The organism is Plantactinospora sp. KLBMP9567 (genome assembly GCF_033446045.1).
Lineage (GTDB): Bacteria > Actinomycetota > Actinomycetes > Mycobacteriales > Micromonosporaceae > Plantactinospora.
The window spans coordinates 224110-240592 of sequence record NZ_JAWQRR010000034.1; the positions used below are offsets into that span (position 1 = coordinate 224110).

The 16483-nt window shown below is 72.1% G+C and carries 12 protein-coding genes; 4 read left to right on the forward strand and 8 right to left on the reverse strand.

Features of this window, described 5'->3' with window-relative positions:
* The first annotated feature begins 95 nt into the window (after positions 1-95).
* Positions 96-644, forward strand: a complete 549-nt coding sequence (locus tag R6Y94_RS26245; protein WP_318398510.1) for a DUF1697 domain-containing protein — start codon at positions 96-98, stop codon at positions 642-644.
* A 134-nt stretch (positions 645-778) separates the two neighbouring features.
* Here R6Y94_RS26245 and R6Y94_RS26250 read toward each other — a convergent pair whose 3' ends face one another.
* The gene (locus R6Y94_RS26250; protein ID WP_318398511.1) at positions 779-1927 is read right to left on the reverse strand and encodes an acyl-CoA dehydrogenase family protein; all 1149 of its coding nucleotides are present in this window, start codon (positions 1925-1927) and stop codon (positions 779-781) included.
* Positions 1928-2040: 113 nt separating this feature from the next.
* On the reverse strand, positions 2041-3573 hold the full coding sequence (locus tag R6Y94_RS26255; protein WP_318398512.1) for an acyl-CoA carboxylase subunit beta: 1533 nt from the start codon (positions 3571-3573) through the stop codon (positions 2041-2043).
* 207 nt (positions 3574-3780) lie between these two features.
* Here R6Y94_RS26255 and R6Y94_RS26260 point away from each other — a divergent pair, with 207 nt between their 5' ends.
* A complete protein-coding gene (locus R6Y94_RS26260) occupies positions 3781-4356 on the forward strand; it encodes a snapalysin family zinc-dependent metalloprotease (protein ID WP_318398513.1) in 576 nt (191 codons plus the stop codon).
* Positions 4357-4426: 70 nt separating this feature from the next.
* On the opposite strand, the gene R6Y94_RS26265 is transcribed toward R6Y94_RS26260, so the two are convergent.
* The 6 genes from R6Y94_RS26265 to R6Y94_RS26290 form a co-directional block, all read right to left on the reverse strand.
* Complete coding sequence (locus R6Y94_RS26265) at positions 4427-5074, reverse strand: MBL fold metallo-hydrolase (protein WP_318398514.1); 648 nt, start codon at positions 5072-5074, stop codon at positions 4427-4429.
* A 38-nt stretch (positions 5075-5112) separates the two neighbouring features.
* A complete protein-coding gene (locus tag R6Y94_RS26270; protein ID WP_318398533.1) occupies positions 5113-6015 on the reverse strand; it encodes a hydroxymethylglutaryl-CoA lyase in 903 nt (300 codons plus the stop codon).
* A 61-nt stretch (positions 6016-6076) separates the two neighbouring features.
* Positions 6077-7453, reverse strand: a complete 1377-nt coding sequence (locus R6Y94_RS26275) for an acetyl/propionyl/methylcrotonyl-CoA carboxylase subunit alpha (protein ID WP_318398515.1) — start codon at positions 7451-7453, stop codon at positions 6077-6079.
* A gap of 180 nt (positions 7454-7633) precedes the next feature.
* On the reverse strand, positions 7634-8242 hold the full coding sequence (locus R6Y94_RS26280) for a helix-turn-helix domain-containing protein (RefSeq protein WP_318398534.1): 609 nt from the start codon (positions 8240-8242) through the stop codon (positions 7634-7636).
* A 144-nt stretch (positions 8243-8386) separates the two neighbouring features.
* The gene (locus R6Y94_RS26285) at positions 8387-11557 is read right to left on the reverse strand and encodes a hypothetical protein (RefSeq protein WP_318398516.1); all 3171 of its coding nucleotides are present in this window, start codon (positions 11555-11557) and stop codon (positions 8387-8389) included.
* A gap of 2 nt (positions 11558-11559) precedes the next feature.
* Positions 11560-13353 carry an HSP90 family protein gene (locus R6Y94_RS26290; protein WP_318398535.1) on the reverse strand — a complete coding sequence of 598 codons (1794 nt, stop codon included), beginning with the start codon at positions 13351-13353 and terminating at the stop codon, positions 11560-11562.
* A gap of 189 nt (positions 13354-13542) precedes the next feature.
* Between R6Y94_RS26290 and R6Y94_RS26295 the strand changes: the two genes are divergently transcribed.
* Together R6Y94_RS26295 and R6Y94_RS26300 are read left to right on the forward strand one after the other, a co-directional pair.
* Positions 13543-15156 carry an MFS transporter gene (locus tag R6Y94_RS26295; protein ID WP_318398517.1) on the forward strand — a complete coding sequence of 538 codons (1614 nt, stop codon included), beginning with the start codon at positions 13543-13545 and terminating at the stop codon, positions 15154-15156.
* An 86-nt stretch (positions 15157-15242) separates the two neighbouring features.
* Positions 15243-16436 (forward strand): DDE-type integrase/transposase/recombinase, encoded by a 1194-nt coding sequence (locus R6Y94_RS26300; protein WP_318398518.1) that lies wholly within the window; start codon positions 15243-15245, stop codon positions 16434-16436.
* Positions 16437-16483 lie beyond the last annotated feature (47 nt).

Below are 16483 nucleotides of genomic sequence, written 5' to 3' on the forward strand. Positions count from 1 at the left end.
ACGGCGATCGTCGGGCGCGTCCCATTTCCTTCCAGGCACCTTTCGACAGGGATACGCTGCTGGCCGTCGGCAACAAGCGACCGAGGAGGCGGGGGATGGGCCGCTACGCCGCACTCCTGCGGGGCGTCAACCTCGGCTCACACAACCGGATCGGCATGGCCGACCTGCGCCGGATCGTCACCGACCTCGGCCACGACGACGTGAAGACCTACCTGCAGAGCGGCAACGTGGTCTTCGGGGCCGGGAACGGCGCCGATCCGGAACGGCTGGCCGGTGACCTCCGGCGAGCCGTCGCCGACCAGTTGGCCATCGACGTGGCGGTAATGGTCCGCTCCGGCCCGGAGTTGGCGGAGCTGACCGGCGGCAACCCGTACGCGCCGGCCCAGCCGGACGAGGTCAAGCTGCTGGTGGCGTTCCTGGCGGAGCCGCCGGAGGCCGACCGGGTGACCGGGCTGTCCGTGCCGGGCGGCGAGACCGCCGAGTTCACCTTCGCCGGTACCGGCCGGGACCTCTACCTGCACTATCCCGACGGGTACGGCCGCAGCAGGTTCAGCAACGCCTTCCTAGAGAAGCGGCTCGCCGTCGTCTCGACCAGCCGGAACTGGAAGACCGTCCGCGCCCTGGCTGAACTCACCGCGAGCTGACGAGTCGGCGAGCGGCGGAACCGGCCGCAGCCTGGTGGGTCGGCGAGCGGGAGGCGACCACCGCGCCAAGCGACGCTCCGGAGTTGACCGGCCGGCCGAACGAGCCGTGAGTCGGCCGGCCGGAGCATTCCGGGTTACAGTCCCAGATCGCGGGCGATGATCATGCGCTGCACCTCGGAGGTGCCCTCGCCGATCTCCAGGATCTTCGAGTCCCGCCAGAACCGGGCCACGGCGAACTCGTTCATGAAGCCGTACCCGCCGTGGATCTGGGTCGCCTCCCGGGCGTTGTCCACCGCGCACTCGCTGGCGTGCAGCTTGGCGATCGCCGCGTGCCGCTTGAAGTCCTCGCCGGCCAGCATCCGGGCCGCCGCGTCGTAGTACGCCAGCCGGGAGGTGTGCGCCCGCCGCTCCATGTCAGCGATCTTGAACTGGATGGCCTGGAAGTTGGCGATCGGCCGGCCGAAGGCGTGCCGCTCCTTGGCGTACCGGATGGACTCGTCGACGCAGCCCTGGGCGAGGCCGACCGCCAGCGCCGCAATCGCGATCCGTCCCTCGTCGAGGATCCGCAGGAACTGGGCGAAGCCCCGGCCGCGCTGGCCGAGCAGGTTCTCCGCCGGCACCCGGCAGTCGTCGAAGGTCAGCTCGTGGGTGTCCGAGGCGCACCAGCCCACCTTGGAATAGCCCGGCGCGACGGTGAAGCCCGGCGTACCGGAGGGCACGATGATGGTGGAGAGCTCCTTGGAGCCGTCCGGGTTGGTGCCGGTGACGGCGGTGACCGTGACCAGGGTGGTGATCTCGGTACCCGAGTTGGTGATGAACGCCTTCGAGCCGTTGATCACCCATTCGTCCCCGTCCAGTACCGCCCGGGTCGCCGTGCCGGCCGCGTCGGAGCCGAAGCCCGGCTCGGTCAGCCCGAACCCGGCCAGCGCCTCGCCGGTGACCAGCTTCGGCAGCCAGCGCGCGCGCTGCTCGTCGGTGCCGAACCGGTAGATCGGCATCGCGCCGAGCGAGACCGCCGCCTCCAGCGTGATCGCCACGCTGGAGTCGACCCGGGCGATCTCCTCCAGGGCGAGGCAGAGCGCGAAGTAGTCGCCGCCCATCCCGCCGTGCTCCTCCGGGAACGGCAGGCCGAACAGCCCCATCTTGCCCATCTGCGCGACGATCTCGTACGGGAAGGTGTGCCGCTCGTAGTGGTCGGCGATGGCCGGCGCGACGACCTCGCGGGCGAAGGACCGCACGCTCGATCGCAGCGCCTCGTACTCCTCGCTGAGCCGGAAGTCCATGGGTTCCTCCATCGGGTCGGTCCGCCGGTAACGCTCGTGGCGCGACGGGCGGGGGGCTGCGGGTGGCGGGCCGGGCGTTCCGGTCCTCGACGGTCGGAGCGCCGGGCCGGTTCCTAGACGGGCGTGACGCCGTGTCGGCGCCGGGAGAAGGTGCGGTCCTTACCTCGGGCGGCGGCGAACCGCCGGATCAGCTCGGTTCGCAGGTCGGCCGGTTCGACGATCGCGTCCACGACCAGCTCGCTGGCCAGCCGGACGATGTCGATGTCCTGCTCGTAGGCGGTGCGCCGCTCGGCCACGAAGGCCGCCCGCTCGTCCGGGTCCTCGATCGCGGCGATCTTGTTGGCGTAGACGGCGTTCACCGCCGCCTCGGCGCCCATCACCGCGATCTTCGCGGTGGGCAGCGCGATCGTCGCGTCCGGCTCGAAGCCGGGACCGGCCATGGCGTAGAGCCCGGCGCCGTACGCCTTGCGGACCACCACGCAGATCTTCGGTACGGTCGCCTCGCTGATCGCCGTGATCATCTTTGCGCCGTGCCGGATGATGCCCTGCTTCTCCACCGCCGTGCCGACCATGAACCCGGGTACGTCGGAGAGGAAGAGCAACGGCACGTTGAAGGCGTCGCAGAGCTGCACGAACCGGGTCGCCTTGTCGGCCGAGTCGACGAAGAGCACCCCGCCCTTGAACATCGAGTTGTTCGCCACCACGCCGACGACCTGGCCGTCCAGCCGGCCGAAGCCGATCGTCAGCTCCTTGGCCCAGAGCGCCTGGATCTCCAGAAAGGAGTCGGCGTCGAGCAGGCCCTTGACGTACCGGCGCATGTCGAACGCCTGCCGCTCGCTCGCCGGCACCAACGCGGCCAGGTCGACCTTGTCCGGGGCGGCAACGGCGGACGCGGCCGGCGGCGGAGACGTCCAGTTCGCCGGCAGGTAGGAAAGGTAGCGGCGGACCACGTCGAGGGCGTCCGCCTCGGTCTTGCAGAGGAAGTGCCCGACGCCGGACTCGGCGCAGTGCACCCGGGCCCCGCCCATCTCCTCCAGCGTGGTCTTCTCCCCGGTGACCATCTCGACCATCCGGTCGGAGCCGAGGTACATGCTGGCGTTGCCGTCCACCATCGCCACCACGTCGCAGAACGCCGGGATGTAGGCCCCGCCGGCCGCGCTCGGCCCGAACAGCGCGCAGACCTGCGGAATCGAGCCGGAGGCGCGGACCTGGTTCCAGAAGATCTTTCCGGCGCCGCGCCGGCCGGGGAAGAGGTCCACCTGGTCGGTGATCCGGGCACCGGCCGAGTCGACCAGATAGACCATCGGCTGGCCGTTGGCGTACGCCCGCTCGATGATCCGGATGATCTTCTCCACCGTACGGGCACCCCAGCTCCCGGCCTTGACCGTGGAGTCGTTGGCCATCAGGCAGACGGGTCGGCCGTCGATGCTGGCCTGGCCGGTGACCACGCCATCGGCGGGTAGCCCGTCGGCGAGCGCGTTCGCGTAGAGCCCGTCCTCGACGAAGGACCCCTCGTCGACCAGCAACGCGATCCGCTCCCGGGCGAAGAGCTTGCCCTTGGCCGCGTTGGCGGCGTGGTATTTCTCCGCTCCGCCGGCCCGCACCCGCTTGCCGAGTTGTTCCAGCGCCGCGTCGTCGAGTGTCACGCCGACCCCCCTCGTCGCACCGGGACCTGCGGCCCCGCGCCAACCGACCTGAACGATCGTTAGGTTACTGCATCCGAGCCGGTCCGGGCCACTCGACCACTGTCATAACGAACGACCACGTACCTGGACAGGATGGTGTAATTGACATTTGTCTATACTAGGCTGCTGGCACCCCCTCCCATCGAGCACCGGATCGGAGAGTGAGCCATGACCTCACGCATCAGCCGGCTACTGGTCGCGTTCGTCGCGACGACGGGTGCCACCCTCGGCATCACGCTGGCCAACCCCTCGCCCGCGTCCGCCGCCATGACCATCTGCTACAACACCAGCCAGGCGCCGAGCTACGTCAGCATCGCGAACCAGGCCGCCTCGATCTGGAACAACGCCACGTCGAACCTGACCCTCTCGGCCAACTGCGGCTCCAACCTGCGGATCTACCAGATCACCGGCGGTGGCTCGTACGCCGTGCGGACCAGCCTCGGCAACGGCCGGGTCTACATCGACACCCAGCAGGCGCAGCAGTACAGCCCGCTGCGGATCATGAGCCACGAGATCGGGCACATCCTCGGGCTGCCGGACAACTACAACGGCAACTGCGCGCTGCTGATGTCGGGCGGCAGTGCCGGCACGAGCTGCACCAACCCGTACCCGAGCAGCGCGGAGGCCAACCGGGTCACCCAGCTCTTCGCCGGTACCCGGGTCGGGCCGGAGCGCGCCGACGATGTCGGCAGCCAGGTCTTCCCGGACAGTTGGCCGGCGACGATGCTCGCCCCGATCGGCTGACCTGCCGGCGGAGAAGCGGACGTACGGCGAAAGGGGCCGGCGAATCACCGGCCCCTTTCGCCGGGCCCGGTCAGTCGAAGGTCACCGACTGACCGGGCGGGATCCGGGCGTACTCGGTCTCGGCCTTTTGCGCGAACCAGCGGTCCACGATCGGCGCCCCGCGCTCGCTGACCACCGCGTCGTGGATCGAGTACGCCCGCCGGGGCTCGACCGCCCGGACGAAGTCGAGCGACTCGGCGACCTTCAGCCACGGCGCGCTGGTCGGCACCAGCAGCGTCGCCACCGGCAGGTCCGGTACGAAGAACGCGTCGCCGGGGTGGTAGAGCCCGCCACCCGTCGTGCCGACGTCGACCACGAAGCCGAGGTTCGGAATTCCCGGCAGCCCCTGGTAGATCTCGGCGTGGTCCCGACCGACCGCCTGCACCCGGAACCCGCCCGCGTCGAACTCGTCACCGGAGGCGACCTGCACCACCGCCGGACCGAGATCGGCCAGTTGCCCGGCCACGTCGGCGTGGGTGTAGATCCGCAGCGCCGGGTTGGTGGCCACCGCCGCACTGATCCGCTCGGTGTCCAGGTGGTCCGGGTGCTCGTGCGTGACCAGCACGTGGTCGACGGAGTCCAGCGCCTCGGCCTCGGTCCACATGCCCGGATCGATCACCAGCGACCGCCCGTCCGCCTCCAGGCGTACGCAGGCATGGGTATACTTGATCAACCGCATTTGCCGAGCTTATCCCGGTTTGTCGGTGCTTATCTCCGTTACGCCGCCAGTCTGCTGCGCGGGCCGGCCCGGAGCACTCCGGACGGCAACTCCCGGCCGACGAGCTGTTCGGCGTAGGCCGCCGCCTCCAGCAGTGCGTCCAGGTCGACACCGGTCTCGATACCCATGTCGTGCAGCATGTGCACCACCTCCTCGGTGGCCACGTTCCCGCTCGCCCCCGGGGCGTACGGGCAGCCGCCGAGCCCGCCGACGCTGGCGTCGTACTCGCTGACGCCGAGTTCGAGCGCGGTCAGCAGGTTCGCCAGCGCCGTACCCCGGGTGTTGTGGAAGTGCAGCAGCACCGGAATGTCGGGCTGCCGGTTCCGGACCGCGGTGACGAGTTCCTGGACCCGGCGCGGTGTCGCCATCCCGGTGGTGTCACCGAAGGCGACCCGGTCCGCCCCGTCGGCCACCACCCGGTCGACGATGCCGGCCACCCGGGCCGGGTCGACGTCCCCCTCGTACGGGCAGCCGAAGCTGGTCGCCACGATCACCTCGGCGGTCGCCCCCGCCTCGTGCAACAGCGAGATCAGCCCGGCGATGTCGTCCAGCGACTCGGCGGTGGAACGGTTGACGTTGCGCCGGTTGTGGGTGTCGCTGGCCGAGACCACCACCTCGATCTCGGTGAAGCCGGCGGCCAGGGCCCGCTGGGCGCCCTTCGAGTTCGGCACCAGCGCCGAATAGCGCACCTGCGGTGCCCTCGTCGCCCGCGCCCACACCTCGTCGGCGTCGGCCATCTGCGGGATCGCCTTCGGGTGCACGAAGGAAACCGCCTCGATCCGGCGTACTCCGGTGCTGCCGAGCAGGTCGAGCAGGCGTATCTTGCCCTCGGTCGGGACCGGGTCCTCGTTCTGCAGGCCGTCGCGCGGTCCGACCTCCCGGATCGAGACCGCGCCCGGCAGGTCGCCCGTCATGCCGTCACCTCGTTCCACCCGCCCACGTTCCCCGCTCCCATCCGGCCGGTCACTTCTTCGCCCGCATCCGGCCGACGATGCCGGTGTCGTAGTCGCCGCCGAGGAACTCGGCGTTGTCGAACAGCTCGGCGAAGAACGGCAGGTTGCACTTCGGTCCGGCGATCTCGAAGCCGGCCACCGCCGTACGGGCCCGGTCGATCGCCTCGGCCCGGTCGGCGCCATACACGATCAGCTTCGCCATCAGCGAGTCGTAGAACGGCGTGACGGTGGTGCCGAGGGAGTATCCGGAGTCGACCCGGACCCCCTCGCCGGTCGGCTCCGTCCACGCGGTCACCGCGCCCGGGCCCGGCATGAACCGCAACGGATCCTCGGCGTTGACCCGCAGCTCGATGGCGTGCCCGCGCGGGACGAGCGCGTCCGGGTCGAAGTTCGGGGCCAGCCCGGCGGCCACCCGGAGCTGCTCGGAGACCAGGTCGACGCCGTAGACCAGCTCGGTCACCGGGTGCTCGACCTGGAGCCGGGTGTTCATCTCCAGGAAGAAGAACTCATCGTGGTCGGTGCCATCGCCTTGGAAGTCCCGCTGGCGCGGGACCAACAGGCACTCCACGGTGCCCGCGTTGCGGTAGCCGACCGCCTCGCCGGCCCGGACCGCCGCCGCCAGCAGCCGCTCCCGCAGCGCGGGGTCGACGGCCGGGGACGGCGACTCCTCGACCAGCTTCTGGTTACGCCGCTGCACCGAGCACTCCCGCTCACCGAGCGCCACCACCCGGCCATCGGCCAGGCCGAGGATCTGCACCTCGACATGCCGCACCCGGGGAAAGTACCGCTCGATCAGCACCGAGCCGCCCCCGAACATCCGCTCGGCGAAGGCGCGCACCCTGTCGTACTCGGTGCGCAGGCTGGCCTCGTCGGCGGCGACCGCCATGCCCATCCCACCGCCTCCGGCGGCGGCCTTGACCATGACCGGGAAGCCGATCTCCTCGGCGGCGGCGATCGCGGCCTCGACCGTGCCGGCCGGGTCGGTACTGCCGGGTGCCACCGGCACGCCCGCGGCGGCCATCAGGTTACGAGCATTGATCTTGTCGCCCATCGCGGTGATCGCGTCGGCGCCGGGCCCGACCCAGATCAGGCCGTTCGCCTCGACGGTACGGGCGAAGTCCGCGTTCTCTGACAGGAAGCCGTACCCGGGGTGGATCGCCTGCGCACCGGTCGACTTGGCGGCGGCGAGGATCACCTCGGCGTTCCGGTAGCTCTGCGCCGGGTTCGGCGGGCCGACGCAGACCGCCTCGTCGGCCTCGCGGACGAACGGCAGGTCGGCATCTGCCTCGGAGTAGACCGCGACAGTCCGTACGCCGAGTCGCCGGGCGGTCCGGATGATCCGGCGGGCAATCTCGCCACGGTTCGCGACGAGCAGGGACTCGATCATGATCGTGTTCTACCTCTCCGTACTCGAAGCGGCCGCACCTCGTTGTACGGCCGTCCGCGGCCCGGCTCGGTGAACCTCTTCCCACCTCCCCGTGGGGGGCCACCGCCCCCCCCCGCCCCCCCCCCCCCCCCCCCCCCCGACGCGGTGCCCGAGCGCCACGCGGCTCAGGTTGAGAAAGGTTCAGTCGTCCGGGTCGGCGAGCAGCGCAGCCAGGGTAGCGGCTCGGAGCAGCGCGGCCCGGCGCTGGCGGTCCACCTCGCCGCCGAGGAAGGGCGTGGAGTTCATCAGGCCGAACGCGGCATGGGCGAGCACCCGCGCCTCGCCTGCGGACAGTTTCGGGTGCAGCGCGGTCAGCACCCCCACCCACTCCTCGACGTAGAGCCGCTGGAGTCGCCGGATCTGCCGGCGGGGCTCCTCCGGCAGCCGGTCCAGCTCGTGCAGGTGCAGCGCGATGACCGCCGGGTTGGCCAGGGCGAACTCGACATGGAAGTCGATCAGGGATTCGAGGGCTGCCCGGAAGTTCTCCGGATGCTCCGCGACCCGCTGCCGGCCGCCGGCCAGCAGCCCGTCACTCACCGGCATCAGCGCGGCGGCGAGCATCGCCTCCTTGCCGGCGAAGTGGTGGTAAAGCGCCGGGCCGGTGACCCCGGCGGCCGACCCGATGTCGTCCATCGAGACTCCGTGATAGCCGCGGGCCGCGAAGAGGCCGACCGCGATCTCCAGAATCTCCTCGCGCCGGGACCGCCGTCGCCGCACGCCGCTGGCGGGCGCGCCGGCCTCCGTCGCCATCACCTGCTCCTCCACCGTCACCCGACCAGCCTAGTCAGCTGTCAATCGCTGGCTCTCGGTCGAGTGTCGGCCGCCACTGGGCGGACGCCTCCGTCCGACCCGCGCCCGGGCCGGTGCCCGATCCGGCGGGCGGGATCGGGCCGGCTACTCGTCGTCGGGGTCGAGGGCGTAGCTGGCACGCAGGGCGTCGGCCTCCGCCGTACGGCCGAGCGCGGCGAGCGCGACGGTGAGCAGCCAGGCCGTCCGGCGTACCGGCTCGGAGTGCGCGGGCAGGCTGTTCAGGGTGGTCCGGAGCAGCGGTTCGGCCTCGGCCGGCCGGTCCAGCCGGAGCAACACCTCCCCGGTCAGCAGGTCCACCAGGAGCGCCTCACCGAAGGCCTGGATCGACCGCAGCGCGTCGGCGGCGCCGTCCAGCCGGGCCAGCGCCTCGTCCGGCCGGTCCGCGCCGAGCAGCGCCCGGGCCGCGACGTCGGCCAGCATCGCCCGCTCCCAGTGCACCGCCGGCTCGACCTCGGCGTCGTCGGAATCCGGCGTACCGGATCCGGACCCCGCCGATGGTGCCGGGTCTGCGGACCCGCCGGGCAGGGCTGCCGCCACCCGGTCGGCCACCTCCAGCGCGGCCAGCGCCGCCGCCGGGTCGCCGGCCCAGTGCTGGGCGGCCACCTCCCGACGCCGTAACCGCAGCTCGTCGAGGGGCAGTCCGGCGAGCTGGAACGCGGTGGCTGCGGCGCCGAACCGCTGCGCGGCGAGATTGTCCCGGTCCTGGGCGTAGAGCAGCTCGCCGGCCTCCTCCAGCACCCCGGCCCGGGCGGGCAGGTTGTCCGGGCCGTCGAGGTTGTCGGCGAGTTCGTCCAGCAGGGCCAGGGCGGGGCCGTCCTCGCCGAGCGACCGGTAGACGGTGGCGAGCAGGTGCCGGCACTGGTCCGCGTCGGCCTGCCGGCCGAGCCGGTCCAGCTCGCCGACCGCCTCCTCCGCCGCCTCGGCCGCCTCCACCGCCCGGTCGGCCCGCCGGTAGGCGTCGGCCAGTTCCCAGCGCAGGTAGGCGGCGCCGTCCACGATGCCGCGCTCGACGCAGAGCGCGACCGCCTCCACCAGGTCGTCGACCGCCTCGCCCGGGCGGCCGGCGGCGACCAGCGCCCGGGCCCGCCCGGTCCGGGCCGGCAGCGCCAGCTTGCCGGTGGCGAGCCGCACCGCCTCGTCGTACGCCGAGACCGCCTGCTCCGGGTCGTCGAGGGAGTTGGCGTAGCCGAGGCTGGCGACCGCCCGGTGTTCGGGCAGGCCGAGTTCGTCGTAGAGGTCCCGGGCCCGCAGCGCCGCCTCGCCGGCCTCGGCGCCCCGGTCCAGCAACTCCAGGACCCGGACCCTGGTCAGCGCGATCCGTGCCACCAGATAGCGGTCGTCGGCACCGGCCGCCTCGGTCGACGCCCGGTCCACCGCCGCCAGCGCCTCGGCACCCCGACCCCGCTCGGCGGAGGCGATCGCCAACCGGTCCTGCGCGGCGGCCCGATGCCAGGCGTCACCGTGCGCCATCAGGTAGTCGGCGGACTCCTGGACCAGCGGCATCCCCTCATCCGGCTCGCCGGACATCACCAGCAGTACGCCGAGCCGGCCGGCCACCACCTGGGCGCGGAGCGGATCCGGCACCTGCCGGTGCAGCGCCAGCGCCTCCCGGTTCGCCGCCACCGCTCCGGCCACGTCGCCGGCCACCTGCCGCTCGACCGCCCGGAACTCGGCCCGGCGGGCGGCGACCGACTGCCCCTGCGCCTGCCCGGCGAACCGTTCGTCGAAGACCGCCAGTACCGCGAAGAGGTCGTCGTCGCGCTCGGTACGCCAGGCCGCCTCGGCCAGGTCGAGCAACCGTTCCGGGCCGGCGTCCCGCGGTACGTCGAGCCGGGCGGCGGGCCGGGCCGACCCTGCGGAGGCTCCGCCGGGCTCGGCGGCCGGAGCCGACCCGGCCGATCCGGCCGGAGCCGCCGTGGTGTTGTCGATCCCACCGGTGCCGTCGTCGCCGGAGACGGCACCGGCCGGGCCGGTCGACGCGCCACTGCCCTCGGCGGTCGAGCTGCCGGTCGACGCGCCGCCCCCCTCAGCGGTGGAGGTGCTGCCAGCGGAACTGCCGGGGGAACTGCCGGCGGGCCGGCTGGCCGGGGCAGGCGCGGCGATGGGGGACGCGCTGGCGGGGGCCGGGCGGCGGCGGGCGGTCGGCGACAGCGGCAGGTACTCGCCGACCGGCTGCCGGCCGAGAAGTTCGGCGACGATCGCCGACTGCGCCCCGGTGCCGTTCCGGGCGTCGAACCGGGCGGCCAGGTCACGGGCCGTCCCGGTCAGCTCGGCGGCGAGCACCGTCACCGGCACCTCGGCCGCCGGGCGGTCCAGGTGGCCACGGCGCTGCACCGGCAGTTCCCCGTGGCCGTCGGCGGCCAGCCGGTGCAGCAGCAGCGCCCCGCCGGCGGCGAAGGCCATCGCGTCGGCCGGCGACGGTGCCTCGTCCAGCCAGCCCAGGTGCCGTTCCAGCAGCTCCAGCCCGCGCGCCTCGTTGCCGGTCAGCGCGCAGAAGGTCAGGTGCTCACCGACCAACGACATGTTCGCGATGTTCGTCCGGTGCCGGCGGTACGCCCGCAGGTGCGCGTCCCGCGCCTGCTCCCGCCGCCCGGTGTGCAGGTACGGCAGCATCAGCGCGGTGAGTACGCACTGCGGCTGCTCGACACAGCCCAGCCGGCCCGCGAGCACCGGCTCGGCCATTGCCACCGCCTCCTCGTGCCGGCCGAGCGAGGCGAGGTATTCGATCTGGTCCGTCGGGTCGCAGCCGGCACAGTCGGAGAGGTCGTCCCGGGGCGCGGTGGTCCACCGGCGGTACCACTGCGCGGCCTCCTCCGCCGCGCCGACGTGCACCGCCACCTGGTGCCGGTATTTGTAGACCATCTGGAGGCTGTGGCCGCCGTCGCGGTAGCGCCGTTCCATGTCGTCGAGTACCGCCATGGTGCGGTCCAGCGGCACCTCGGGAAACTCGAGCAGGCCGCTGACCATGTGCTTGAAGTACCAGAGCAGGGTGTGCAGGTGCCGCTGGTGGTACGGCCTCGGGTTGCGGTCGAACTCGGCCAGGCACCAGGAGAAGGTGACGAACGACTTGGCCGGCTCGCCGCCGTAGTAGTAGGCGGCGGTGGCCAGCATCCGGGCCGCGAAGGCGAGCTGCTCGTCACCGGTGGCGTCCACCTGCCGGAGGAGCGCTTCGGCGGCGGCGACCTGACCGCTGCCGTACGGCATCTCGCCGACCCGGTCGATCGTCCGCCAGAGGTCGTCGGTGTCCCGGCCCATCGTCACTCCTGTCCTGGTACGGCCCGGCCGAGCAGGCCGAGAAACGAGCTGTTCAGCAGGGCGGCGTCGGCGGGGCGGATCGGGTGGTAGCCGAGCAGCAGCGCCTGGCCGTACAGGGCTTCGACGGCGAGCCCGACCAGCGCCGGGTCGCCGAGCGCGCTGACCCGGCGGACCAGCGGGTTGCGGTGGTTGAGCACCAACTGCGGGCGCTCGGCCGGGCCGGAGGCGGCGAGCGCGTCGAGTACCCCGGCCCAGGTCTCGTCGGCCCGCTCCCGAGTCGACCGGAGTTGCTCCTCGAAGGCCGCCGACCGGCTCACCAGGTAGAGCGCCGGCAGCGACGCCGGGGCGTACGAGCGGAGCACCACCTCGACACCGAGCCGGTCCAGGGCACGCTGAGCGGCAACGACGAACGGCCGCAGCGCGAGTTCCGCCGCCGGGTCGAGGGCGTCGAAGCGGGTGGTCAGGTCGTTCGGCTCCAGCCGCTCGACCAGCACCGACCGGTCCACCGTCGGCAACCGCTCGATGATCTCGGTGTCGTACGTGTAACCGGCGTTGACCACCGCCAGGTCCTGCGCCGCCGCCACCCCGGCGAGCTGGCGGAACTCGTCGATGCTGGCCGCGTAGCGGATCAGGCCGTGCCGCTCGCGGAACTCGGCCAGGGTGGTCTGCCCGGTGTTGGTCTCCATCGGCCACCAGCGCTCGACCAGCCGCAGCATCTCGTCGTCGTGCAGGGCCAGCGCCTTCACCCCGAGGTGGTGCACCTGGAGGAACTCGGCGAGCCGGCGCGGCGCACCACCGGCCAGCCGGACCAGCCAGCTCCGGAGCTGGTCGCCGAGCGCCTCCCGGGTCGCCTCCAGCAGGCTGTCCTCGTAGAGCGCCTCGCGGCTGGCGGTCGGGCGCAGCTCGGTGGAGTCGACCACGCAGCGGGCGAAGAACGCCCAGTCCGGCAGCAGCCCCTCGGCACCCTCGGTAAGCAGCATCCGCTTCAGATAGACCCGGTGACCGGCCCGGGCCGCCGGGTTGACCGCGCTGGGCAGCACGAAGGCCGCGCCGGTCAGCCCCGCCTCCGGCACCGACAGCGGTACGACATCGAACGGGGTGAAGCCGAGCCCGTCGCGGGCGAACCGGACGAGGTTGTCCCGGCGGGCGGACGGCGAGGTCCCGGCCGGGGCCGACCACGGCGGTGGCCCGGTGGTGGTTTCGACGTCGCCGACCAGCACCCGGACCGGCAGCAGCGACCCGAACAGCCGGGCCAGCTCGGTCACGGTCGGCCGGGTCAGCCACTGCTCGGCGTCGCGGCGTGGGACCAGCGTGACCGTGGTGCCCGGCTCGGCGCGCTGCGCGTCGACGGCAGCCGGCTCGACCCGGTAGCGGCCGTCGGCGTAACCGGTCCAGAGCACGGTCGGCTCGTCGGCGTGTCGGGTGCGGACCCGGACCTCGTCGGCGACCAGGAAGCAGGAGAGCAGGCCGATGCCGAACTGCCCGAGGAACTCGTGGCGGGCGAAGCCCAGCTCGTCCCGCTTGGAGCTGCGGCCGATCGTGGCGAGCAGCTCGTGCACCTGCGACTCGGTCAGGCCGATGCCGGTGTCGTGCACCCGCAGCGTGCCGTCGCCGGTCAGCTCCGGCGGCTCGATCCGGACCACGGCCGGGGCGCCGGGGTGGGTGGCCCGCCGGGCGGTGATCGCATCCACCGCGTTCTGCAACAGCTCCCGGACGTAGACCCGAGGACTTCCGTAGAGATGGTGACTGAGCAGGTCGACCACGCCACGGAGGTCGACCTGGAAGGTCCGGTCCACGATCGCTTCACTCACTCCTGTCCGGTGACGGCGCTCACGGTACCGGCCCGAGGTGACACGTCGCGTCCTGCTTTTCCGCCGACTTTCCCCGCAAACGGCGGGCGGGCGGCTTGACCCTCGACCCGATCGAGACCGCAGGCTCGGCCCGGTCACCGACCGGTACGGCGAGTCGGGGAGAGGCGGTCACCGATGTCCGACACGACAGCGGCGAGGGCGGCGGGATCCGTCGGCCGTCTTCGGGCTGGTGGCTTCCGAGCACTGTGGACGGCGGCGGTGGTGTCCCGGCTCGGCGACGCGCTGCGTACCCCGGCTCTGGCACTGCTCGCCGCGTCGGTGACCCGGGATCCGCGCGCCGTCACGGCCGTGGTGGCCGCCGGGCAGCTCCCGCCGCTGCTGTTCGGCCTGCTCGGTGGCGTCTACGCCGACCGTTGGGACCGGCGCCGGATCATGGTCACAGCGGATGGATTACGTGCCGCCCTGGTCGCGGGTTTCGCGCTGCTGGTCATAACCGGCGAGGTCGGAATCGTCGGGCTCGTCGGCTGTGCCTTCCTGCTCGCCAGCCTCGGCGTGCTCTTCGACGCCGCCGCGTTCGCCGTACTGCCCGGGATCGTGCCCGCCGAACGGCTGGCGGTGGCCAACGGCCGGCTCCAGGCGGGTACCGCCGTCGCCGGTGGATTCGTCGGCGCACCGCTGGCCGGGGTGCTCTTCGCCCTGTCGGCGGCCCTGCCCTTCGCCGTCGACGCGCTGACGTTCGCGGTCGCCGCCCTGCTGGCGCTGACCCTGCGTCCGACCCAGCTCCACCCGCCGGCCGCGACTCCCGTCAACGCCACCGCGTCCCCCGTCGCTGCCACCGCGACGTCACGCGCCCGACCCACCGGTCCAGGTGCCGCCTGGCGGGCGGCCGGTGCCGGACTGCGCTGGATCCGGCAGGACCGCACACTGCGCCGGATCACCGGCCTCACCGTGGTCACCAACCTGGCCACCAGCGGCCTGATCGCGATCATCGTGCTCTACGCGCTGGAGGTGCTGGCGGTGCCCGCCGCCGGCTACGGCCTGTTCATGTCGGCGGCGGTGCTCGGCGGGCTGGCCGGTGGACTCTGCGCGGGGCGGGTCGCCGCCCGAGTCGGCACCCTGCCCGGGCTGCGTTGGGTGCTGGTCGCCGAGACGCTGGCGGTCGCCACACTGGCGGTGGCCCGGCATCCGGTGCCGGGCGCCGCCGCACTCGCCGTCTTCTCCGCCGGCACCGCGGTCTGGAACGCGCTCTGGTCGGCGTACGGGCAGCGGAACGTCCCCGCCGAGCTGCTCGGCCGGGTCGGCAGCGCCCAGCGTACGGTCGCACTGCTCGCCGCCCCGGTCGGCGCGGTCGGTGCCGGCCTGCTCGGCTCCGCCGCCGGGCTGCCCTCGGTGCCGTACGCCGCCACCGCCGTCTTCGCCCTGGCCACTGTCATCTCCTGGCACTTTCTCCGCTCCGGCGAACGGAACACTGTCAACACGGCGCGATCGGCTCGCCCCACGCGCGGTTCCGGCCGCACACACCCGCACGGCCGTCATTCCGTTGCCGGACCTGCGGTGCGCCCTGGCCCTGCCAACCCGCCCGGCTCGGCCTGCTCCGCGCCTACTACGACGACCGGATCCGACTGCTGGTCTACCTCGCCAGCCAACTCCACCGCGCCCTACAGGACCTGCCCGGCACCGACCCCCGCGAACTCGCCGCCCGGATCGTCTACTGGCTCCCCCGCTCCCGCCCACGCTGACGACGAGCGGGACCACCAAGATTCTTGGCGAGTTGTGGCGCGCCGCTAACTGTTCAGTCCCATGACATCTGTCGCAGGTTGTGTCCCGGTACATGTGTCACATGATCGGTCTGGTGGGCGGTATGACTGCTGGGCATGGCGAATCGACGTCAGGTCATGACCGCGATGGACGCCCTGCTCGCGGCGGGCGTGCGGATCGACAACGTGCAGCAGTGGTGCGATGACAACAACGTCAACCCACGCACCTTCTACCGGCACCGCGCCCGGGTACAGGCCGAGGGTGTCTGGCGGGAGCGATCCCGCCGGCCGCATCACAGTCCTGGTATCACCCCGCCGGAGCTCGACGCGTGGATCTGCAAACTCCGCAACGATCTTGGTGTCGACAACGGCGCGGACCAGATCCGTGACGAGCTGTTGCTGATCCACGCGTTCACCGACCCTGGCTGGAGGGTGCCGTCACGGTCGACGATCAACCGGGTCCTGTCCCGCCACGACCTGCTCGACCGCAACCCCGCGAAACGACCCCGCGGCACCTGGCGCCGCTTCGCCTACGCCCAGCCCCGCGACTGCTACCAGATCGACGCCACCAGGATCCGCCTCGCCAACGGCCAACTCGTCGCGGTCTTCGACGTCCTCGACGACTGCACCCGCATGCTCGTCGCCTGCCGGGCCGCGCCGGCCGAGACCAGCACCGCCGCGATCGCCGCCATCGGCAGGGCCTTCACCGACCACGGCCCACCCGCGATCGTCCTGTCCGACAACGGCACGATCTTCACCCACCGACTCCTCAAGGACAACGCCGGCCCGTCCCCGTTCGCCGAAACCGTCCACCATCACGGCACCCGACTCATCCACTCCAGCCCCTACCACCCACAAACCTGCGGCAAAGTCGAACGCCACCACCAAACCCTCAAAAGATGGCTCACCGCCCAACCCCACCAACCCCACACCCTGCGACAACTCCAACGCCTACTCGACACCTACCGCCACCACTACAACCACCACCGCCGACACAGCGCCCTACCCGGCCGCGTCACCCCACACCACGCCTGGACCACCGCACCCCACCACGGCGGACCACAAGCCCTACCCATCCAAACCGACGCCACCGTCCACCACCCCACCGTCTCCGACACCGGCGCAATCAACGTCGGCTACACCCGCATCGGTCTCGGCTGCATCTGGCGCGGCCACACCGTCACCGCCATCCGCGACGGCAACCACATCACCGTCTACGCCAGCAACGGCCACCCCATCGGCCACACCACCGCCCCACGAGACAAGAAGACCTACACACGCCTCACCCCAATATCGAACATCATCAACTGACACATGTCCCGGGACACACCCTTGACACATCTACCGGGACATGACAG